Annotated in this window: 18 protein-coding genes; 9 read left to right on the top strand and 9 right to left on the bottom strand. The window is 70.3% G+C overall.

The features are described from left to right. Nucleotides 1-44: 44 nt before the first annotated feature. Nucleotides 45-1,382, bottom strand: a complete 1,338-nt coding sequence (locus EKH77_RS30950) for a PLP-dependent aminotransferase family protein (RefSeq protein ID WP_126917506.1) — start codon at nucleotides 1,380-1,382, stop codon at nucleotides 45-47. A gap of 90 nt (nucleotides 1,383-1,472) precedes the next feature. On the opposite strand from EKH77_RS30950, the gene EKH77_RS30945 reads away from it, so the two are divergent. Beyond that, nucleotides 1,473-2,096, top strand: a complete 624-nt coding sequence (locus tag EKH77_RS30945; protein ID WP_126917505.1) for a DJ-1/PfpI family protein — start codon at nucleotides 1,473-1,475, stop codon at nucleotides 2,094-2,096. 292 nt (nucleotides 2,097-2,388) lie between these two features. Here EKH77_RS30945 and EKH77_RS30940 read toward each other — a convergent pair whose 3' ends face one another. After that, a complete protein-coding gene (locus tag EKH77_RS30940) occupies nucleotides 2,389-3,150 on the bottom strand; it encodes an SDR family NAD(P)-dependent oxidoreductase (RefSeq protein ID WP_240667635.1) in 762 nt (253 codons plus the stop codon). 1,127 nt (nucleotides 3,151-4,277) lie between these two features. On the opposite strand from EKH77_RS30940, the gene EKH77_RS33210 reads away from it, so the two are divergent. Both EKH77_RS33210 and EKH77_RS30935 read left to right on the top strand, forming a co-directional pair. Then, nucleotides 4,278-4,424 (top strand): hypothetical protein, encoded by a 147-nt coding sequence (locus tag EKH77_RS33210; RefSeq protein WP_164737918.1) that lies wholly within the window; start codon nucleotides 4,278-4,280, stop codon nucleotides 4,422-4,424. A gap of 729 nt (nucleotides 4,425-5,153) precedes the next feature. After that, a complete protein-coding gene (locus EKH77_RS30935; RefSeq protein ID WP_126917503.1) occupies nucleotides 5,154-5,585 on the top strand; it encodes a hypothetical protein in 432 nt (143 codons plus the stop codon). A gap of 490 nt (nucleotides 5,586-6,075) precedes the next feature. Here EKH77_RS30935 and EKH77_RS30930 read toward each other — a convergent pair whose 3' ends face one another. Further along, nucleotides 6,076-6,504, bottom strand: coding sequence for a hypothetical protein (locus tag EKH77_RS30930; RefSeq protein ID WP_126917502.1), 429 nt, complete (start codon nucleotides 6,502-6,504; stop codon nucleotides 6,076-6,078). Nucleotides 6,505-6,635: 131 nt separating this feature from the next. Further along, a complete protein-coding gene (locus tag EKH77_RS30925; RefSeq protein ID WP_126917501.1) occupies nucleotides 6,636-7,121 on the bottom strand; it encodes a MarR family winged helix-turn-helix transcriptional regulator in 486 nt (161 codons plus the stop codon). Nucleotides 7,122-7,193: 72 nt separating this feature from the next. Here EKH77_RS30925 and EKH77_RS30920 point away from each other — a divergent pair, with 72 nt between their 5' ends. Both EKH77_RS30920 and EKH77_RS30915 read left to right on the top strand, forming a co-directional pair. Next, complete coding sequence (locus tag EKH77_RS30920; protein WP_126917500.1) at nucleotides 7,194-8,066, top strand: alpha/beta fold hydrolase; 873 nt, start codon at nucleotides 7,194-7,196, stop codon at nucleotides 8,064-8,066. 488 nt (nucleotides 8,067-8,554) lie between these two features. Next, nucleotides 8,555-8,929, top strand: coding sequence for a hypothetical protein (locus EKH77_RS30915; RefSeq protein ID WP_126917499.1), 375 nt, complete (start codon nucleotides 8,555-8,557; stop codon nucleotides 8,927-8,929). A gap of 375 nt (nucleotides 8,930-9,304) precedes the next feature. Here the strand turns inward: EKH77_RS30915 and EKH77_RS30910 are convergent, their stop codons facing one another. Together EKH77_RS30910 and EKH77_RS30905 are read right to left on the bottom strand one after the other, a co-directional pair. Beyond that, nucleotides 9,305-10,459: an oxygenase MpaB family protein gene (locus EKH77_RS30910; protein WP_240667634.1), complete on the bottom strand. Its 1,155-nt coding sequence runs from the start codon at nucleotides 10,457-10,459 to the stop codon at nucleotides 9,305-9,307. A 659-nt stretch (nucleotides 10,460-11,118) separates the two neighbouring features. Beyond that, the gene (locus tag EKH77_RS30905; RefSeq protein ID WP_126917498.1) at nucleotides 11,119-11,718 is read right to left on the bottom strand and encodes a TetR/AcrR family transcriptional regulator; all 600 of its coding nucleotides are present in this window, start codon (nucleotides 11,716-11,718) and stop codon (nucleotides 11,119-11,121) included. Between the two features lie 81 nt (nucleotides 11,719-11,799). On the opposite strand from EKH77_RS30905, the gene EKH77_RS30900 reads away from it, so the two are divergent. Both EKH77_RS30900 and EKH77_RS30895 read left to right on the top strand, forming a co-directional pair. Next, nucleotides 11,800-12,192, top strand: a complete 393-nt coding sequence (locus EKH77_RS30900) for a DUF4345 domain-containing protein (RefSeq protein WP_126917497.1) — start codon at nucleotides 11,800-11,802, stop codon at nucleotides 12,190-12,192. 184 nt (nucleotides 12,193-12,376) lie between these two features. Next, a complete protein-coding gene (locus EKH77_RS30895) occupies nucleotides 12,377-13,246 on the top strand; it encodes an alpha/beta fold hydrolase (protein WP_126917496.1) in 870 nt (289 codons plus the stop codon). Between the two features lie 983 nt (nucleotides 13,247-14,229). Here EKH77_RS30895 and EKH77_RS30885 read toward each other — a convergent pair. Further along, a complete protein-coding gene (locus EKH77_RS30885; RefSeq protein ID WP_126917495.1) occupies nucleotides 14,230-14,628 on the bottom strand; it encodes a VOC family protein in 399 nt (132 codons plus the stop codon). Nucleotides 14,629-14,726: 98 nt separating this feature from the next. On the opposite strand from EKH77_RS30885, the gene EKH77_RS30880 reads away from it, so the two are divergent. Continuing rightward, nucleotides 14,727-15,761, top strand: a complete 1,035-nt coding sequence (locus EKH77_RS30880) for a helix-turn-helix transcriptional regulator (RefSeq protein WP_126917494.1) — start codon at nucleotides 14,727-14,729, stop codon at nucleotides 15,759-15,761. Nucleotides 15,762-15,880: 119 nt separating this feature from the next. On the opposite strand, the gene EKH77_RS30875 is transcribed toward EKH77_RS30880, so the two are convergent. Both EKH77_RS30875 and EKH77_RS30870 read right to left on the bottom strand, forming a co-directional pair. Next, nucleotides 15,881-16,516, bottom strand: a complete 636-nt coding sequence (locus tag EKH77_RS30875; protein WP_126917493.1) for a LysE family translocator — start codon at nucleotides 16,514-16,516, stop codon at nucleotides 15,881-15,883. Between the two features lie 117 nt (nucleotides 16,517-16,633). Next, nucleotides 16,634-16,903, bottom strand: a complete 270-nt coding sequence (locus tag EKH77_RS30870; RefSeq protein WP_126917492.1) for a hypothetical protein — start codon at nucleotides 16,901-16,903, stop codon at nucleotides 16,634-16,636. A gap of 129 nt (nucleotides 16,904-17,032) precedes the next feature. Here EKH77_RS30870 and EKH77_RS30865 point away from each other — a divergent pair, with 129 nt between their 5' ends. After that, nucleotides 17,033-18,118 (top strand): ArsR/SmtB family transcription factor, encoded by a 1,086-nt coding sequence (locus EKH77_RS30865; RefSeq protein ID WP_240667817.1) that lies wholly within the window; start codon nucleotides 17,033-17,035, stop codon nucleotides 18,116-18,118. Nucleotides 18,119-18,545 lie beyond the last annotated feature (427 nt).

Here is an 18,545-nt window from a genome sequence, read left to right as displayed (position 1 = left end):
CGCGGTCTGCCGACATTGTCGGCACAAGGGCTGATGCCCCGGGTTCAGGCGTAGGCGTCCTCGACGGCGGCTCGGCGCACTGTGCGCAGCGCCGACCTGAGGCTGTCCAGATCGGTCGAGCCCAGGGCGAGGCGGATCGCCTGTGGTGTGTGCGTGGAGGTGGTGAACGGCTCCGCCGTGGTGACCGAGATGTGCCGGCGCGTGAGGGTGGCGGTCAGGCGGTCGGCGCGTGCGTCGTCGGGCAGTGGCAGCCAGGTGAAGTAGGACGAGGGGTGGCCGATGAGCGGGAGGCCCGCCAGCTCCTGCCTGACGAGTGCCTGGCGCGTCTTGGCGTCGTCTCGTTTCCGCGCTTCCAGGTGGTTCACCGTGCCGTCGTCGAGCCATCGGCAGGCGATGGCGGTGGTGAGGGCGGGGGTGTTCCAGGTGGTCGCCCGGATGGTGCGTTCGAGCGAGGGCACCGCAGGTGGCGGGGCGAGGACGAAGCCGACCCGCAGGCCGGTGGCGATGCTCTTGGACAGTCCCGAGACGTAGACGGTGATGTCCGGCGCGGTTGCGGCCAGAGGCGGTGGTGGGTCCTCGACCAGGTAGGCGTATGAGGCGTCCTCGATGATGAGCGGACCGTATTGTCGGGCGATCCCGATCAGGCGGGTGCGGTCGGTTGCCGACATGACCCAGCCCAGGGGGTTGTGCAGGGTGGGCATGGTGTAGATCGCGCGCACCGGGCGGGTCGCGCACAGTTTCTCCAGGGCATCGAGATCCGGTCCGTCGGCGGTAGTGGGGATGGGCTCCAGGTCGAGATGGAAGGCGTGCGCGAGCACCTTGAAACCCGGGTAGGTGAGTGCGTCGACCGCGACGACGTCGCCGGCGTTCAGCGTGGCCATGATGGTGATGGCCAGGCCGTGCTGGGCACCGTTGGCGATGAGGATCCGATCCGCGTCGGCGGTGATTCCCCGGCGCCTGAGGTGTCGTGCGATGGAGGCTCTGTCCTGTGGACGCCCTCGGTGTGGCTGGTAGCGCAGCAGCGAGTCGAGATCGCCGGAGGTGGCCATCTCTCGCAGGGCCTGCCGCAGGAGATCGGCCTGGCCGGGCAGCGACGGGTAGTTGAAGTTGAGGTCGACCGTGTCCGGGGCGACGGCTTGCTGATCGATGCCGTGACCGGCGGGGATCGTGATGTCACGCACGAACGTGCCGCGACCCTGCTCCCGGCTCACCAGGCCCATCGCTTCCAGCTCGGCGTACACCCGGGTCGCGGTCACCACGGCGATGCCCTCGCGGGCGGCGAGAGCGCGGTGGGTCGGCAGCCGCGCCCCCGGTGCCAGACGCCCGGTCCGGATGTCGGACGCGAGCGCGTCGACCAGCTTTTTGTATCGCGGGGCTGCCATGCGCCGGATTGTATCCATGACAATTCTTTGGCTGTCCTGCTCGCGGGTCCTTACCTTCGAGTCCCAACTCACCCGGAAAGGACAGCCGTCGTGCACATCGCCATCCTCACCTTCGAGGGCTACAACGAGCTCGACTCCCTGATCGCGCTCGGTGTGCTCAATCGCATCAGGACCGATGACTGGCGCGTCACCATCGCGACCCCCAGCCCCAAGGTGACGTCGATGAACGGGGTGGTCATCGAGCAGATGTCCACTCTTGAGGAGGCCTGCGCCGCTGACGCCGTCATCATCGGCAGCGGCATCGCCACCCGCGAGGTCACCGAAGACCCGGCGATCATGAACGTTCTGCGGGGCCTGGACCCCTCGCGCCAACTCATCGCGGCGCAGTGCTCCGGCGCGCTCGTGCTGGCCAGGCTCGGCCTGCTCGACGACATCCCCGCCTGCACCGACCTCACCACCAAGCCGTGGGTCGTCGCCGCCGGCATCGAGGTCCTCAACCAGCCCTTCTGCGCCAAGGACAACATCGCCACCGCCGGCGGCTGCCTGGCCTCGCACTACCTCGCCGCCTGGATCATCGCTCGCCTTGAGGGGAACGAAGCCGCCGAAGGCGCGCTGCACTATGTCGCCCCGGTCGGTGAGAAGGAAGAATACGTCGAGCGCGCCTGGCGCAACATCGCCCCCTACTTGCCCGTTCCCGCACCGGCGCTCGTCTGACCAACCAGTCGCAAGCAACGGCCGACCAGGAAGCCGCGACCTTCGCGACGACATCCGGACGGCGCAGCGTCTCCGGGGCGACCGCAGCGGCGACGATCCTCCCTCGACACCTCCGCGACCGCCGTCTCGCAGGCGGACCACAACACGCACGAGGCACGCACGACCGCGCAGCAGAGCCTGAACCAGACCGGGGCCAGCCCGCCGGACCGGGGACGGCGCACTTGCTGGTGGGCTCCCCAAGTGACCGTGGAGCGGCGGCTCGACGGCTGCTGCTCCACGGTCATGGTCGTGGTCATGGTGCTGTGTAGCCGCCGTCGATCAGGTGGTGGCTGCCCTGGATGAAGGAGGCGCGGTCGGAGAGGAGGAACGCGACGAGTTCGGCGACTTCCTGCGGCCGCCCCAGGCGTCCTTGCGGGTGGAGGGAGACCAGGCCGGAGCGCAGGGTGGCGTTGGTGTCGGCGAGTAGCGGGGTGTCGACGAAGCCCGGTGCGACGGCGTTGATCCGGATGTTCCGGTTGGCGTATTCGAGGGCGGCGGTCCTGGTCAGGCCGATGACCCCGTGCTTGGCGGCGACATAGGCGGAGCAGCCCGGGAAGCCGGTCACACCGAGTACGGACGCCATGTTGACGATCGCGCCGCCGCCGGCGGCGAGCAGCGCGGGAATCTCGTACCGCAGGGAGTGGAAGACTCCGTGCAGGTTGGTGGCGACGACATGGTGCCAGGTCCCGACGTCGTATGTACCGGTCTTCTGCGGGATGGCGGCGATGCCGGCGTTGTTCACCGCGAGGTGCAGGCCTCCGTGTGTGTCGACTGTATGTGCGACGGCCGCCTCCACCGAGGCAGGATCGGTGACGTCGACGGCGACGGCGTTCGCGTCGCGCTCAGCGGTGCGCAGTGCGGCGGCAGCCTGTTCGGCGCCGGCGAGGTTGGAGTCGGCGAGGACGACGGTCGCCCCGCCCTCGGCGAGGCGGTGGGCGACGGCAAGTCCGATGCCGGAAGCGGCGCCGGTGACCAGGGCGACCCGGTCGGCGAACTCGACGGGAACGGTACTCATCGGCGGGGTCTCCATTCGCTCGCTCGGGGGGGGGCGAGGTGCCAGCCCGTTCCGGTGCTCGCCCGGCTCTGGCCAGTGGTGGCCCGACGGGGCTGCCGGGCCGTGTCTCGATGAGGTGAACGGGCGACGGTCACTGAAAAGGCGTGTCGGCACATGCGTGAACGGCTGTCAGCCTCCCCACCCCACAGCCCATTCCACACTTGCCGAACAAGGTGCACGGGAGCCCCTGAGGGCTGGTCGACGGTGTACGCGCCCGGGCCATGCCCCGGGCGCTGCCGCGCGCATCCCGGGTGCCGCCGATGTCCTTGGGCACCATCCGCCCGGCCCGTATCGGCGATCCGAGCGGGTGTGGTGCACTTGCGGCGGTCTCACCACCACTCCCAACGGGCGCACCGGCCCCGGGCAGTCGCGTGATCACGTGGTCCGGCGCACCTGCCGCGGCGGCTCGGCAGACGACACACCGGCCCGTTCGGCCCGCGCCCGGCACAGCTGCCGGGCTGGGCCAAACGGAGGACGCGGCGGTGACCGCCCGCTCAGCGGACACGGCCGACCGCCCGAAGGCCCAGCCGCTCGGTCACTCGGTCACTCGGTCGCCCGGGAGCCTCGACCGCCTGGGGCGTCGTGAGCTCGGTGGGCCCTGGGAGACGAAACGGGCACGGCGCCCGGGATCAGCTGCGGCCGGTGTGCCCACGACGCCGGGCAGCTGTGAGGCGAGCCGAGCGAGCAGGTCCTGTGTGGCAAGGCCGCCGCCCTGGTCGATGTGGTCAGCAACGGCGATGGCGTGCGTGCGCGGGTCGAGGTAGGCGCTGTAGGTGGTGATGATCCGCTGTTCCAACGGCCACGCCGAGGAAGCCGCGGGCGGCGGTGAGCCGGGGCCCTGTTCAGGGGGACCAGCCACCACTCGGTCGGGGCACGGATGGCCACGCCGGCCCGCCGGCCAACGATTCACAGCGGCGCGCGGCAGCCGGAAGCGGAAGCCGCTGATCGTCGCCACGTTCACCCAGGGCTGAGGCGCGTCCGACGGGTCGGTGCGGATCCCGGGCGTCGTCCGCCTGTTGATCGTCCGTTGATCTCAGGGTGATGTACTCCCTCCTGACAATCCGCCCAGCCGAGACAATGGAGGACTCGTGCTCAAGCACATCGCCGCCGGCATCATCACCGCAACAACCCTCGCTATCATCGCTGCCCTGGCATCCCCGGTAGCCAACCACCCCAAGGCCGACGAGACCGTCTCGGCAGCATGGTGGAATCACCCCTCGCACCACGTGAACTGACGGCAGGCCCGCACGCCACGGTACGTGGCCGGTTTCCGGATCCGCTGGACACGCCTGGGACTTCGGTCGGAGGCATGCTTCTTGCGGGTGGCGGAGTCGGCAGCCGACGTTCGTCCCGGTCGGGCATGCGGCGGACCAGGGCGAGCAACACGGGTAACACGAGCGCCGTCTCGGCGTCCTCGGCGCCGGCGGCGCGCGACGGCCGCGTTCGTCCGCTGATGACAGCGCCATGAGACAAGCGTCAGCTTCCTGGCGTGAGGCCGACCCAAGTGTCCGCAGTCCTAGGGATCACGTACAGGAGGTCGGTACCCCCGTTCCATCCGAGAGGGACGACGTAGTAGGCGTCCGGGCCCTCGACCAGGCGCCGCAGCCCGGTGTACCGGTAGCGGTGTCGCCGTCCGGCACCGAGGTCCTCCTCGTGCGTGCCGTTCAGGCTCCACGGTCCCCGTCGAAGCCCGCCGAACAGTCCCTGGCAGGCCAACGAGCACCGCCGCATCGAAGGTGGGAGCCCGCCACCCACTCAGCCAAGACGAGCGTGCCGTATTGATCACACACCGGAACCGTCACCGGGAAACGGCGCGTCCGGATGAAGCGGACCAATCGCCTCAAGAATGGAATCTCGTGACTCTCCCGGACCACGCTTCCTCCCCCTGGCCCGCTCACTCGCCCAGGCCCGGCGGCCGGCCTGGCCGGCGTCCAAGGGCGCGCTGGCGATGGCTGGTGCCCGTCGTGGGCACTGCGGCCGTCATCGCGGCCGTGGTGAGCCCTTTGCGTTTCGTCGTGGTGGAGGCGGTGTTCGGGCCTCATGCGACATCGTGCTCGGAGGTCATGGAGTTCGCCGGAGCCCGGATGCCCCGGCAGGCCACCGGCAAGAAGTGCGTCGATGACGGCGGATGGCTCGACCGCTCGTACTCGGCGGAGTTCACGATGCCGCGCGAGGACGTCGTGGCCAGGCTCCAGGAGGCCTTCCCCCGGGTCAGACACCACGTGACCGAGTGTTCGGGCAACTCCTGCGCCGTAGCCGGCTGCGAGTGGGACACCTGCTTCAGCAACAGCCGCGAGGACAGCGCGCCCACCGGCCAGGCCGCGATCGTGCAGCTGGAGGTCCGCTACGAGGACCGCGACTCGGCCCGGGTCCAGCTGAAAGCGTTCAACATCTAAGGGGCGAAGCCACACCGCCCCCTCCCGCGCCGGTAGCCCGAGTTCCAGTCGGGGCGACCCGCCCGGCACCAGGTGACGCGACCGGACCGGGGGCATGCCAGACGCACCGGCGGTGCCGGTCCTGAGCGGGCGATCGCCACGGCGTCGATGTCCCCGCGGGGGCGGCCCTCGCGCGCGGGAAGCAGATCGATGTACGCCTTGCCCGGCTCCCTGACCTGCGCCGCGACGCACCAAGGGGCCACGAAGCGCGCGGGCATGCGGCGGTAGAGGGCGTCGATGGCGCCCGGGTCTCGCTGATGAAGGACGGGCAGATCCACAGTGCCACGGGAGACAACGTCCGGCCGCATCCGGCCACTGTCCGCCCGGCCGGAGGGCCCGTACGTTCACGTCACTGGCCTGCGTGTCTTCCAGGGAGTCCTCCATGAGGAACTCACCGAAGCCGTAGTGACGCCAGCTGGTCTCCGGGGGAGCTTCGCGCGGGGGCAGTGGGTTATCGGGCCTGGCGTACCTTGACACCGCCGATGAGGGAGTAGGAGCGGACCTTGATGACGGCGCCGCCGGGCTCGCCGGCGATGTCCTTGCTGCGGCCGCCGAGGAGGGAGAAGCCGCTGACCTCGACCGTTGTACCGGCGGGGACGGTCAGGTCGACGCCACCGAGGACGGAGAACGCGTCGACCTCGGCGGAGGCCCCTTCGGGGTAGGCGAGCTCCGCGCCGCCGACCAGGGCCGCCTTCACCACGTGAGTAGGGCCTGCGGGCAGCTCGGCGTCCGTGTGGTCGAGTTTGGCCCCGCCCACCGCAGCCACGTGCACCGTCCGCTCCCGGGCCGCGAAGGCGCCCTGCTGCTTCAGACCACCCAGGAGCGAGAGGCTCCATTCGGTGCGGCAGGGGTGGGACGCGGTGTTCTTCGTGATCTCCATGTCCCCCAAGTTATGTCCGGGGCCAGGCCCGCTGTCAGTGTCCGCAGGCAGCAGTTCAGGGATGACAAACGTCATGGGCAGGACACGCGCTGTATACGCCCTCGCGCACGCCGACGCTCACCGGCTGCGGGTCAGGAGTGGTAGCCGGCGACGTTCGTGCGGGTGGCGGCGGCGGTGGCGGTCATCGCGGTGAGGAAGCGCTCGGCGGTGTCGAGTTCGGCCGGGGTGAAGGCGTCCATCGCGGTGAGCAGCGTGCCGATGGCGGGGCCGAAGAACGTCCAGCCGAGGTCGACCGCCTGTGGTTCGACGGTGAGCAGGACCCGCCGGCGGTCGGTGGTGTCGCGTTCGCGGCGGACCAGGCCGAGCCGCTCCAGCCGGTCGATGAGGGTGGTGGTGCCGGCGGAGTTGAGACGCAGTTGTTCGCCGAGCCGGCCGGGGGTCATGGGGCGCTCGGCCCGGGCGGCGTCGAGCAGGGCGATCAGGGCCCGCAAGTCGGTGGGGTGCAGTCCGTGACGGGCGGCGAACTCCGCGGCCAACAGGTCGAACTCGACGGTCAACGCGCGCAGTTGATGGACCAGTCGCAGCCGGGGATCATGCCGGCTCTCCTCGGTATCCATTGACGCATCATCCTCTCGCTTGCCTAGTATCTCGCCCAGCGAGAGAATATCGCCATCTCCCGAGGAGCCGGTGTGTCCGAGACATTCTTCGCCGCGTACGACGCGCTGCTGGCCCGCTGGCCGGCCGGCACTGCCGAGCAGACCGTGCCCACGCCCTACGGCCCGACCCGGGTGCACGCCTACGGACCGCCGGACAGCCCGCCGCTGGTGCTGCTGCACGGCGGCGGGGCCACTGGCACCGCGTGGTTCGCCAACGCCCCGGCGCTGGGTGCCCGGCACCGGGTGTACGCGGTCGACATCCTCGGCGACGTCGGCCGCAGCGAACGCGCGGGCCTGCCGCTGCGGACGCCGCGGGACCTCATGACGTGGCTGGATGCCGTGCTGGACGGGCTGGGGCTGACGACAGCCGCCCTGTGCGGGCACTCGTACGGTGGCTGGGTGGCCGCCGCGTACGCGCTGCACGCGCCGCGGCGGGTGCAGCGACTCGCGCTGCTCGACCCGACGCAGGTGTTCGGCGGGTACCGGCCGGGCTACCTGCTGCGCGCGCTGCCGATGCTGCTGCGGCCCACCGCGCGGCGAGTCGGCGCGTTCCTCGACTGGGAGAGCGCGGGGACCGGCGTGGACGAGGACTTCAAGCGTCTGTACGTGCTGGGCGCGACTCTGCGGGGGCGGGGCCGGCCGGTGGTGGGGCACACGCTCGACCCGGCGCCGCTCGCCATGCCTGTGCTGGTGCTGTTCGCCGGGCGCAGCCGGGTGCACGACGCCGAAGCGACGGCGGACCGGGCCCGTCGGCTGCTGCCGCGGGCCCGGGTCGAAGTGCTGCCGGGGCTGGGCCACCACGCGCTGCCCACCGCCGGCGCTGCGGCCGTGGACACGATCGTGCTGGAGTTCCTCGACGGGTCCGCCCGCGGGGTGTCATCCGCCTCGGCGAATGTGCCCGAATGATCGTGCGCCGAGGCCGGAGCTCCCGGTCCCCGACCGGCCAGTGCTACCGCGCTGTTGACTGCCCGTCGCGGTAGCCGGCGGCTGACCCGTAAACGGCGGGACGGCACGCGTCCGGGCGTTCTTGTCGTCATCCACGCCTTCGCGTGCGCGTCGGATACCTCGCGCAGGACCTGGACGACGACCGCGCCCCGGCTCGTCCCGGTCGGCCCCAGGGCGGTGACCTTTCGGCCCGCCCGGTGTGCGAGCCATCCTGCGCATCGCGGATCAGCCCATGCCGCCCATGCCAGCCGTCCATGGTCTTCGCCGACGGTCCCTGTGATGGGAGCGGTGGGCGTGGGCGGCTGTCGCGGCATCGAGGGCGTCTTGCCCAGGCGCCTGGCACCCGGGACGAGCTCGCCGTCGCTGGCGGGCTTCATACCCACGGTCCAGGACCCGGTCGGCCCGGGAGATCTTCGGTGCACGAGGGCCCTCGGCGTTATCGTGGCCGCATGGACGAGAAGCGAGCGCTTCGCGTCGTGGACGCGCTGCGGCAGCGGGGCACGGATGCTCACCTCGCCCGCGAGGGCGTCTACCAGATCGGCGTGCGCGTGGCCTTGCGCGACGGCCGCGAGGCGGTCTGGGACACCGACGACACGGCCGGCCTGGAAGCGCAGGTCATGCGGGACGGGATCCTCGTCGGCTTCGTACCCTGCATCGAGGGCTCCGAGGACTTCGACGTCGACCAGACCGTCGACGCCATCGTCCGGGCCGACTACGACAAGCCGATCGCCCGCGAGCGGCCCACGGCTCCACCGCCGTCCACGCCACTCCCCCGGGAAGGCGGCGTCTTCCGCCGCTTCCTCGGCGGCTTCCGCGAGCGCTAGAGCAAGCCAAGGCGCAGATCATCGCCGGGCTGACCGGGGTGTTCGGCACCGAATTGCTCGCCGAGACCGCCGCGATGGCGCGACGGACGCTGCCCCGTCAGAGATAGGGATGGGCTGGCTAGAGGGTGTCCAGCAGGTTCTCACAGATCCATAGCCGGACGCGGCGAGGGCGACCGCACCCCGGCAGACGTACGCCCCGGCTCAGCCGAGCACCGGCAGCTCGTCCCGGGCCACGTCGCCGGCCGCGGCCAGGAATGCCTCGATGTCCTCCTCGCCGAGCCGGGTGGGTGCCCAGTCTCAGTGGATGTGGGCATTGAGTCACGTGGTTCACCGCGCCCCTTACGGGGCGCGGGTCCCCCGGCCGCTCACGGGAAGTCAGCGGTTGTCGCCCAGTTCCTGGTGCATCTGGGGCTGGTCGTCCTGGTCGTGGGTCAGTGCGTAGCGCTGGATCTCGTTGTACGCCTTGGAGGCGATGCCGATGATCTCCTTGTAGGGGTTGACGCCGGTGACCTTCTCGGCGCTGCCGCCCAGGAGGCCTCCGCCGATGCCGCTGACCAGGCCGTGGCCGGTAGCGAGAGGCTGGGCGGCGAGGTCGAGGGCGCTCTTGGGGAGTCCGGCCATGTCGGCGTACTTGTCGGTGAGCGCGTGGCGGATCATCGCGACGAACGCGTCGTGGACGGGACCGGGGTAGAACTTCTTGTAGAAGTCGAGGGCCTGCTTGGTCATGAAGACGCCGTCGTCGGTCTTCTTCCACTCGTTGTCCCGCACCTGCTTCCACAGGCGCGTGGTCTCGTCGGCGTCCTTGGAGACCATCCACTTCTCCGGGGTGCCGAGGTAGTGGTTGACGTAGTACCAGGCGCGCATGAAGCCGTTGGCGTCGTCCTTGGAGACGTCGATGCCGAGGTTCTTCATGGCCTCGAGGATCTGCACGCTGAACACGCAGATGGCGCCGGTGGTGTACTTCTGCGGGACCGGCTCGCCCCACTTGGCGTAGTCCCACACGCCGCTCTTCTTGTGGAGCTGGCGTACCGAGGCGTGGACCAGACGGACCTTCGTGACGTTCGCCGCGAGGGTCCCGTCACGCGTGGCGCCGGCGTTCCCCATGTCGATGAACAGCCGCGAGGACTGCGACAGGCGCCGGCCAGGGCCGTCGACGCCGCCGAGGCGGCCGGTGGAGCGCAGGGTGAACGCCCCAGTCGGGGAGAGGTAGGTGCCGATCAGGCCGACGGTGCCCTGCAGCATCGACGCCGTGCCGTGGTGGTGGCGGAAGAAGCCCTCGACGGCGGTGGAGTCCGCGTCCGTCCAGCCCGGCGGCGGTGCCTCGGCCTGCTTCAGGAAGTCCGCCAGCCGAGGCGGCAGGTTCGAGTAGTCCTGGCCGGGCTTGAGAGTGCCGATGGTGCGGAAGAGGGCGTTGACCCCGTCCACTTCCTTGTTGTCGATCAGGTCGGACACCAGCTGGTCGGCCGGCGGATCACCCGCCTGGTTGGCGAGCTCGAGCTCCTGCTCCACGTTCTGGGTCGTCAGAGGCACAGGGACTTCCTTCTTCCGTTCGAGGTGGAGTCCACTGGTCGCGTGGCGGCGTCCGTGCCGCCGGTGTGGTGCTCGGACAGATCGGACAGAGATGAACCAGTGAACAGGAGCATGCTTTCCGGCCCCGTCGGCACCGCACGACGAGAGAGGAGAAGAATCGTTTCTTCGTCACCCGAACGAGCAATTTCCGCCCTCCCGGCCCCTGAGCGGACCGGAGCGACCGGTAGGCGGCACCAAGCCGATCTTGGTTCCGGTTGACAGTTGGAGGCGTCAGCCGCATGGGGCCGACGGTACTGGGCGTTCGGCGGCAGGGCGGGGCTTGCGGATGGGTTCGACATGATGGACGAGCTCGAGAAGATTCGAGAAGAACGGTGCCCCCGATGCGTTGCTGTGGCTGGAACGACACGGCATCGACTTCACGGCCGTGCTGGCGCTGATGGGGGTGTTGCCAGCACTCGCCCTTGTCCGGCCATGGGGACGGACACTCCCCCGGCGGCTGCCGCTCACACCGGCCTGGGCGGGAACGCTGTTGATCCCCTACGGCCTGCTGACCGCCGTACTCGCCCTCAGCAGGACCGGCGATAGCGCCGCGCCCGTCAGCTCGTCTCGTCAGGGGCATTTAAGAAAGCGGACAGCTCCGCGAGCACCCTCTGGCGCCTCTACTGGGGTGCGGGGTCGGCGGGCAGGAGCGGGCGGATGGCGCCGAGGACGGAGCCGACGCATACGTCGCGGAGTTCGGTGCGGGTGCAGGTTTCGCTGGTGAGCCAGTCGACGACGAGTACCCGGACGAAGACGAGCCAGCTCTTGAGGACTTGGGAGACGGCCTCGCGTGCGGTGTCGTCGGCGAGGGGCAGGACGCTCAGCAGCCGGGCGCGGATGACGTCGAGTTCGTTCGCGATGATGGTCTGGATGAGGGGGTCTCCGGCGAGGACGCGATTGCCGGCGAGGACGGCGTTGCGGTTCGCGATGAAGTAGTCGAGGTGGGCGTCCATGCCCTCGACGAGTTGCTCGGTGAGACTGCCGGTGGAGTCGAACCGGCTCTTGGCGAGTAGCTGGTCGGCTGCTTGTTGGTAGATGGCCGCGAAGAGGTCGCGCTTGTTGGGGAAGTACCGGTAGAGCAGTGCCCGGGATACGCCCGCGTGCGCGGCGACGTCCTCCATCAGCACTTCCTCGTAAGGGCGGGCGGCGAAGAGGCGCGCGCCGACTGCGAGGAGCTGGGCGCGGCGGTCGGCGGGGGTGAGGCGCTGGCGGGGTGGCATGAAGGAAGGCTACTTGACACGCATCTACTAGTGGCCGCTACGCTAGTAGACGCGTGTCCACTAAGTAGGGGGCGGTGGGTCATGGCCAGAACTCTGCGGGTACTCGCATGGGTGATGGGGATCGCGTGCGTGGCGATAGGGCTGTATCACGTGGTCGCGGGGAACGCGGCGATCACGGGCGCCGAGGACGCGGGCGCGACGGTCGACAGCTTCGGCCGGTTCATGGGCGCGATCTTCGCCGGATACGGGCTGGCTTGGCTGTGGGCCGTCCGGCAGAAGCCGGTCCCGGCGGTGGCGGTGCGGGTGCTGACCGGGATATTCCTGCTCGGCGGGCTCAGCCGGGTGCTGTCGATCGCCGTGGAGGGCCGGCCGAACGGGTTCCAGGTGATGCTGATGACGATCGAACTCACGTTGTCTCCCGTGTACTTCTGGCTCGCCCACGCGGAGGAGCGAGCGGCGCGAGCACGGGCCTGAACCGTTCCGCCGTCTCGGGGGAATGGCGGAACGGTTCAGCCCTGGGCTCGCGCCGCCGGAGTCGGCAGGCCCCATCACCAGACTTCGTAGGGCCTGCCCGGGCCGCCTCCCGACGGACGCCCGCCAGGTACGCCGGACAGACCATCGGGGCATGCACCCGGAACAATCCGTTGAAGGGGGTTCGATGTCGAGTATCGAGCTGTCGTCCGGGCCGATCGGCTACCAGGACACCGGCGGGAACGGCCCGGTGCTCGTGTTCGGCCACGGCGTGCCGATGGACGGTGCGCAGTGGCGCAAGGTGGTGCCGCTGCTGGACGGGTATCGCTGCATCCTGCCGACGCTGCCCCTGGGGGGCCATCTTCGGCCGATGGAGCCCGGCGCCGATCTCTCCCATCGTGGTGTCGCACGGCTCCTGGGCGAGTTCATCGAGCGGCTGGGGCTGGACGACGTGACCCTCGTCCTCAACGACTGGGGTGGCGGCCAGTTCCTCGTCCTGGAGGAGCAGGGCCGAAAGGTCGCAAGGATGGTGCTGGTGGCCTGCGAGGCATTCGACAACTACCCCCCGGGACCGGCGAAGGCACTGGCCGCCGTGTGCCGGATCCCCGGCGGCCTCCGGCTTCTGACCCAGCTGATGCGCATCCCCGCTGTCCGGTCCCACCCCAAGGGATACGGCGGAATGAGCCGTCGCGGTCTCCCGGACGAGATCGTGAAGGGCTGGTTCGCTCCGGCGACTCGGAACAAGGACATCCGCAGGGACTTCGCCAAGTTCGCCACCTCGGCCCCCGACCGCGAGACGCTGCTGGACTGGAGCCGGCAGCTGAGTGGTTTCGACCGCCCGGTTCTGGTCGTCTGGGCCACCGAGGACCCCTTGATGCCGCGTGAGCACGGCCCCCGGCTGGCCGACCTGTACCCGAAAGGACAGCTGGTCGAGATCACCGACTCCTCCACACTCGTCCCCGAGGACCAGCCCGAAAAGCTCGCTGCCGTCGTCAAGGACTTCCTGCGTCGGACCGGCGCGGATCCATCCACCGGCGCGCCGTCCGAGGGCGGGTGACACCGGGCACCGCTGCCAGCTCCGGGAAAAGGGGCCCGAACCGTGGACGCCCCGGTCTGTTCGCACCGCAGGGCCGCCGCCGCGCACTCCGTTCTCGCGGCGGTGGCCCCTCTTGCGGCTCAGCTCAGGTGGGTCGTGGCGTATACCTCGATGGCGTCCCGCTGGGATCATCCGGGCCGGACACTCGCGCTGTCCGGCCTCGATCCGGGCCTCTCTCGACGTCGCGGTGTGCTGCTCGATCGCCTCGGCCAGCTCCGGGAAACCGCGCAAGGTTCCCGGTACTTCCTGGTCACGTCCGGCGGCGGGTGACATTACTGGAGGCCAACACACTGCCGGGCCTGTCACCACGGGGCAACCACGCCACCATGGCCCGCGCAGACGGCATCCACTACCCCCACCCTGATCCGCCACCCCGTGGCCAGCGCGTTCACCAAGCCCGCCTACCGGCCGTAGACCGACGCCGTGGGCCGACGCTGTGAGCCGACGCCGTGGGCCAAGCCCTCGGGGCGCGGCCCTCACCGGCCGGCGCGCACCCGGTGCGCCTCACCGGCGTGCAGGACGGCGCGCGGTGCGCACTGGGCGGTGCGGTGCGCCCGGTGCGCGCCACAGAGTGACTCTGTCGATGTGGGTACACGACCGGCTCGCACGGGACGACCGAGCCGATGAGCTCCTTGACCGGGCGCGCCGGTGTCGGGGCCACCTTGGCGGCCCAGTGGCAGCATGTGCCGTCCATCGCCGGCGTCGCCGCCTTGGACGTGACCCTGCGGGGCGAGTCTGTTTGACGCCAGGTCGCCCAACACGACTCCGACCGCTATCACTTGACCGGAGAGCCCTCCTCCCCCGTGCCCCACCCGCGCCTGGCTACCGGTGGTCACCTGCGGCACGGTTCGGCAGGGCGGCGGCACGCGGGCGGCGATCGCCCTCGTCGTCATCGTCCGCCACTGGTGCCTGCGCCCCATGCCTGACCAGCAGCATACGTGGCGTCAGCGTGCGAACTTTTCGACGGCCGCTGGGGTGACGGGAGTGAAGAAGTTGACAAGGTTGCCGTCGGGGTCGCGGAACAGGAGCGACCGGTTGCCCCAGGGCATCGTCGTGGGCTCGGTGACGAAGTCGGAGACGAAGCCGGTCAGGTTCTGGTGAACACGGTCCACGTCGTCGACGAGGAACTCGGTGATCACGCTGTGGTTGTCCGCCGGGCGGGCGGAGCCCGGGGCGAACAGCGGGACGGTGCGGGTGCCGGCGATCGCGAGGGTGGCGCCCGCGGTCCTGAGTTCGGCGAAGTCCTCGGTGGCCCACGTCGCCCGCGCTCCCGTGGCTCGCTCGTAGAACTCGACGAGGCGCGCTACGTCGCCGGTGATGATGCGGATCGAGACGAAGTTCATGGGGATCTCCCTGGCTGTGCTGAAGGTGTGCACGTCGCGTCGCAGGCTAGGAGAAATAGGGGACAGAATCGGTCCTGTATTCGCGTTAGGCTGCGAACATGTCTCGACCCACCGGCCGCGTGCTGACCCTTCTGGAGCTGCTGCAGTCGGGTGGCACCCGAACGGTGGCCGAGCTCGCCGACCGGCTCGGCGTCGAAGGGCGCACCGTGCGGCGATATGTGGACCAGCTGATCGACCTGGACGTGCCCGTGGAATCGGTGCGCGGCCGCTACGGCGGATACCGGCTCGCCCCCGGGCACCGCTTGCCTCCCCTCATGCTCAGCGACGACGAGGCGCTGGCCGTGCTGCTCGGCCTGATCGCCGGCCGCCGAACAGGGCTGACGACGACGCAGCACACGGCGAGCGAGACGGCATCGGCGAAGATCCGGCGGGTGCTGCCCAAGCACATCGCCCGTCGGCTCGACACCCTCCTGGAAGCTCTCGCCTTCACGGATGAGCCCGGCGAGTTCGACACCCCGAACGCCGGAGTCCTGCTCACCATCGCCGATGCGGTGCGCCACCGCCGACCGGTCTCGATCCGTTACACCGACCGCGGCGGACGGCGGAGCGAACGCACGCTGCACGCGTACGGGATCGTCGCCCACGCGGGCCGGTGGTATGTCACGGGACAGGACGCCCGGATCGGCGAGGACCGAACCTTCCGGCTCGATCGCATCGCGGACGCGAGGACCCTGCCCGGCTCGTTCGAACCGCCCGTGGGCCCCGGTCCGGCGCAGCGCGTGTTGTCGGCGTTCGCCACGGCCGAGTACCGGCACGAGGTGACCTTGCGGATCCACGGGACGGTCGGGCAGATCCGTGCCCGCCTTCCCGCCGGCGTCGCGAGCCTGGAGGAGCTGGAGGAGGACGCGCCCGTGGCGGGCGAGGACCGGGCGACCGAGCGCTGGCTGCGCGTCGAGCTGCGGGTGGAGCGGCTCGACTGGTTGCCTCCGGTACTCGCCTCACTCGACCGGCCGTTCGTCATCGAGCGCCCCGATGAACTGCGCGGCCTCGTCACCACGCTCGCCGATCGCCTCACGTCCTACGCCCGCGCCAAGCCTGGCAGGAGGCCTGACAGCGAGGAACCGATGCCATGAGACGGCACGCCGCTCGGAGTGGTCGAGGGCTCTTCCCGGAGGCGCCCTTTCCGGAGGTGCGCTTCCCGAAGGCGCCTTTCCCGGAGGTGTGCTTGGCTCTCCCGACTTGCCCGGGGAGGTCAGTGGTCGGCGGCGGCGACGGTGAGCCCGAGGCCGATCAGCGCGATGCCGCCCGCGCCGCCGATCATCGACAGGCGGCGTTCGGAGCCGGTGAGCCAGGTCCGGGCGGCCGACGCGCCCAGGCCCCAGAGGGTGTCGCAGATCAGACCGATACCGGCCGGGATCAGGCCGAGGAGCATCATCTGCAGCGGGATGTGCCCCGCGTCGTGGTTGACGAACTGTGGGAGGACCGCGGCGAAGAAGACCAGGCCCTTGGGGTTGGTGGCACCGACGAGCAGACCGTCCAGGACTGTGCGCAGATCGCCGCGCCGTTCGCCCTTCTGGGCTGTCAGGTCGGTGCGCATCCGGTCGCGGTTGCGGAACGCCTGGACGCCCAGGTAGACGAGGTAGGCGGCGCCGGCGAGTTTCACGGTGGTGAAGACGGTGGCTGAACTCTGGACGAGGGTGCCCAGGCCGAGGGCGACGGCGAGGACGAGGGCATAGCAGCCCAGGAGGTTGCCCAGGACGGTGGCGAGCGCCGTGCGGCGGCCGTGGGCGAGGGCGCGGCCGACGACGAACAGGACGCTCGGGCCGGGGATCGCGATCACGACGAAGGACATCGCGGCGAACGCGAGAAGGCTTTCGGTGGTCACCATGTGGGCCGGTACTCCTGATCTGTGCCACACGGCCGGTGGGGCCGTGTGGTGTGTGCGTGGTGTGCGTGGTGTGCGTGGGGCGGGGTCGGCATGAACCCGGGACAGGGTGGGGGGCGGCTACCGGGAGACGGGGACCACCTGGGCGCGCGGGAGGTGGGCCCGGACGGCGGAGTCCACCCGGTCCTCCGCGCGCAGGGCCACGAGCGGCAGCGGGATGTCCGGGGTGGTACAGGCGAGCGTCTTGACCGCTTGCGACCGGGGGAAGGTCAGTGCCTTGCGTTCGGCGACGCTGCGCGCGGCGGTGTGCGCGGCGGTGTGATCGTGGACGGCGTACGGGCAGCCGTCCGCGTCCGGCACGGCTCGCCAGGGTGCCTCGGGCCTGCTCATGGGGACCTGCGGCTTTCGCTCGGCGAAGGGTGGGTGACCTGCGGCAAGGCGGTGCGCGGTCTGCCTTGAGACTGATCGACACGGCGGGATCCGATCAACTGATTGTGAAATCCTGCAATCGTGATCACCATGCGCTTCGCCGAGACGGCCGAGGAGGACATCGCCTTCTCCGTGTCACCGCTACTCGAAGCCGTTCACTCCTGGCACGTGCTCACCGACCCCGGACACCACGCGCTGCACGTGCCGTGGGTCCGGCGGTGCCGCCGGCTGCCCGCCGCTCTGCGCCGACGGATGCGCGAGCAAGGATTCCTGGTGGCCGACTACATCCCCGCGTTCTTCGAAAGCCGGGCCGGTGATCACGACGCCGACTTCGCGGACCAGCTCTCGGCCGTACGAACGCTGCCGCCCGCCGTGCTGGCGGTCGAACTCGCCCGGACGCTCGTCGACACCACCCGCTGGACCGGACACGACCTCGTCCGCGATCCCGCCATCCGCGATGCGGTTCTCGCCGAGTGCCGGCGGACCGACGCCAACCGGGCGGCACGGCTGGACCGCGTCCTCACCGACCCCCTCCCCGTCCTCGAAGAGGCGTTCACCGTCCTGGAGGACTACTGGAGCGCCGCCTTCGCCGAAGAGTGGGAGCGCGTCGAGCCCTCCCTCTACGAGTCGATCGCGCAGGCGGGAGCCCGGATCGCCCGGCAGGGTCTGTTCCCGATGCTCCGCACCCTGGTCCCCCAGATCCGTATCGACCCCGCCAGGCGGGCTCTCCGGCTCGACCGCCCCCACCACCACGACATCGCCGTCACCCGTGACCGCCCAGTCACCTTCACCGCCAGCCGCTACGTGTGGCCCCACGTCCGCGTCACCTGCGACGCCCCCTGGCCTCTGCGGATCACCTACCCCTCCCTGCCCCTCGCCCCCGCCGCCCGCCCCACCAGCCAGGAAGACACCCTCACCGCCCTACGGGCCCTGGCCGCGGCCCCACGCCTGCAGATCATCACCCACCTCTCCGCCCAGAGCCGCACCACCCAGGAACTCGCCACCCTCGTCGGCCTCTCCCCGTCGGTGACCTCCCGCCACCTCCACCAGCTCACCCAGGCAGGACTCACCACTACCCGCCGCGAGGGCTACTACGTCCTCTACTCCCTTGACCCCACCCGCTTCGACCACATCGCCACCATCCTCGCCGCCCTCGCCCCGAGGACGGATCCCTGACAGGGGTTCACTGAACCCGGAACGCCGACGTTTTCGGGGCCTGCCAACTGCCCGGGGTTGCCAGTAGTGGGCACTGCGTCGCATCGCCGTCCGCGCGGGCGCTCTCCCCATCCTGTTGAGCCAGGCCCTGGTGAGGGGTCCGTCGAAGTCCACCCGGCTGGGCACCCGGCCGGGCAGGTTGGGAAAGGCGCACCCGTACCCATGCCTGGGCGAATGACCACGCCGCCCCGCCCAATCGGTTGACCTCACGCACGACTTGGCCGGCTGCCGAGCCCTGCGCTCCCGGACGTCGAGGGAGCCGCCGGACCGGCCTCCCTGGTCGGCACCTTCTCCGGGGGCGGTGACATGTCCCAGCCATAGGTATATGGTTTCGCCCATTGTTACCCACGGTCAACTCGTGGCCAACGATTGTTCGTTGTTGTACTTC

The organism is Streptomyces luteoverticillatus, assembly GCF_003970715.1.
In the GTDB taxonomy this organism is placed as follows: Bacteria; Actinomycetota; Actinomycetes; order Streptomycetales; family Streptomycetaceae; genus Streptomyces; species Streptomyces abikoensis.
This window is presented reverse-complemented; position numbering and strand designations above follow the sequence as displayed.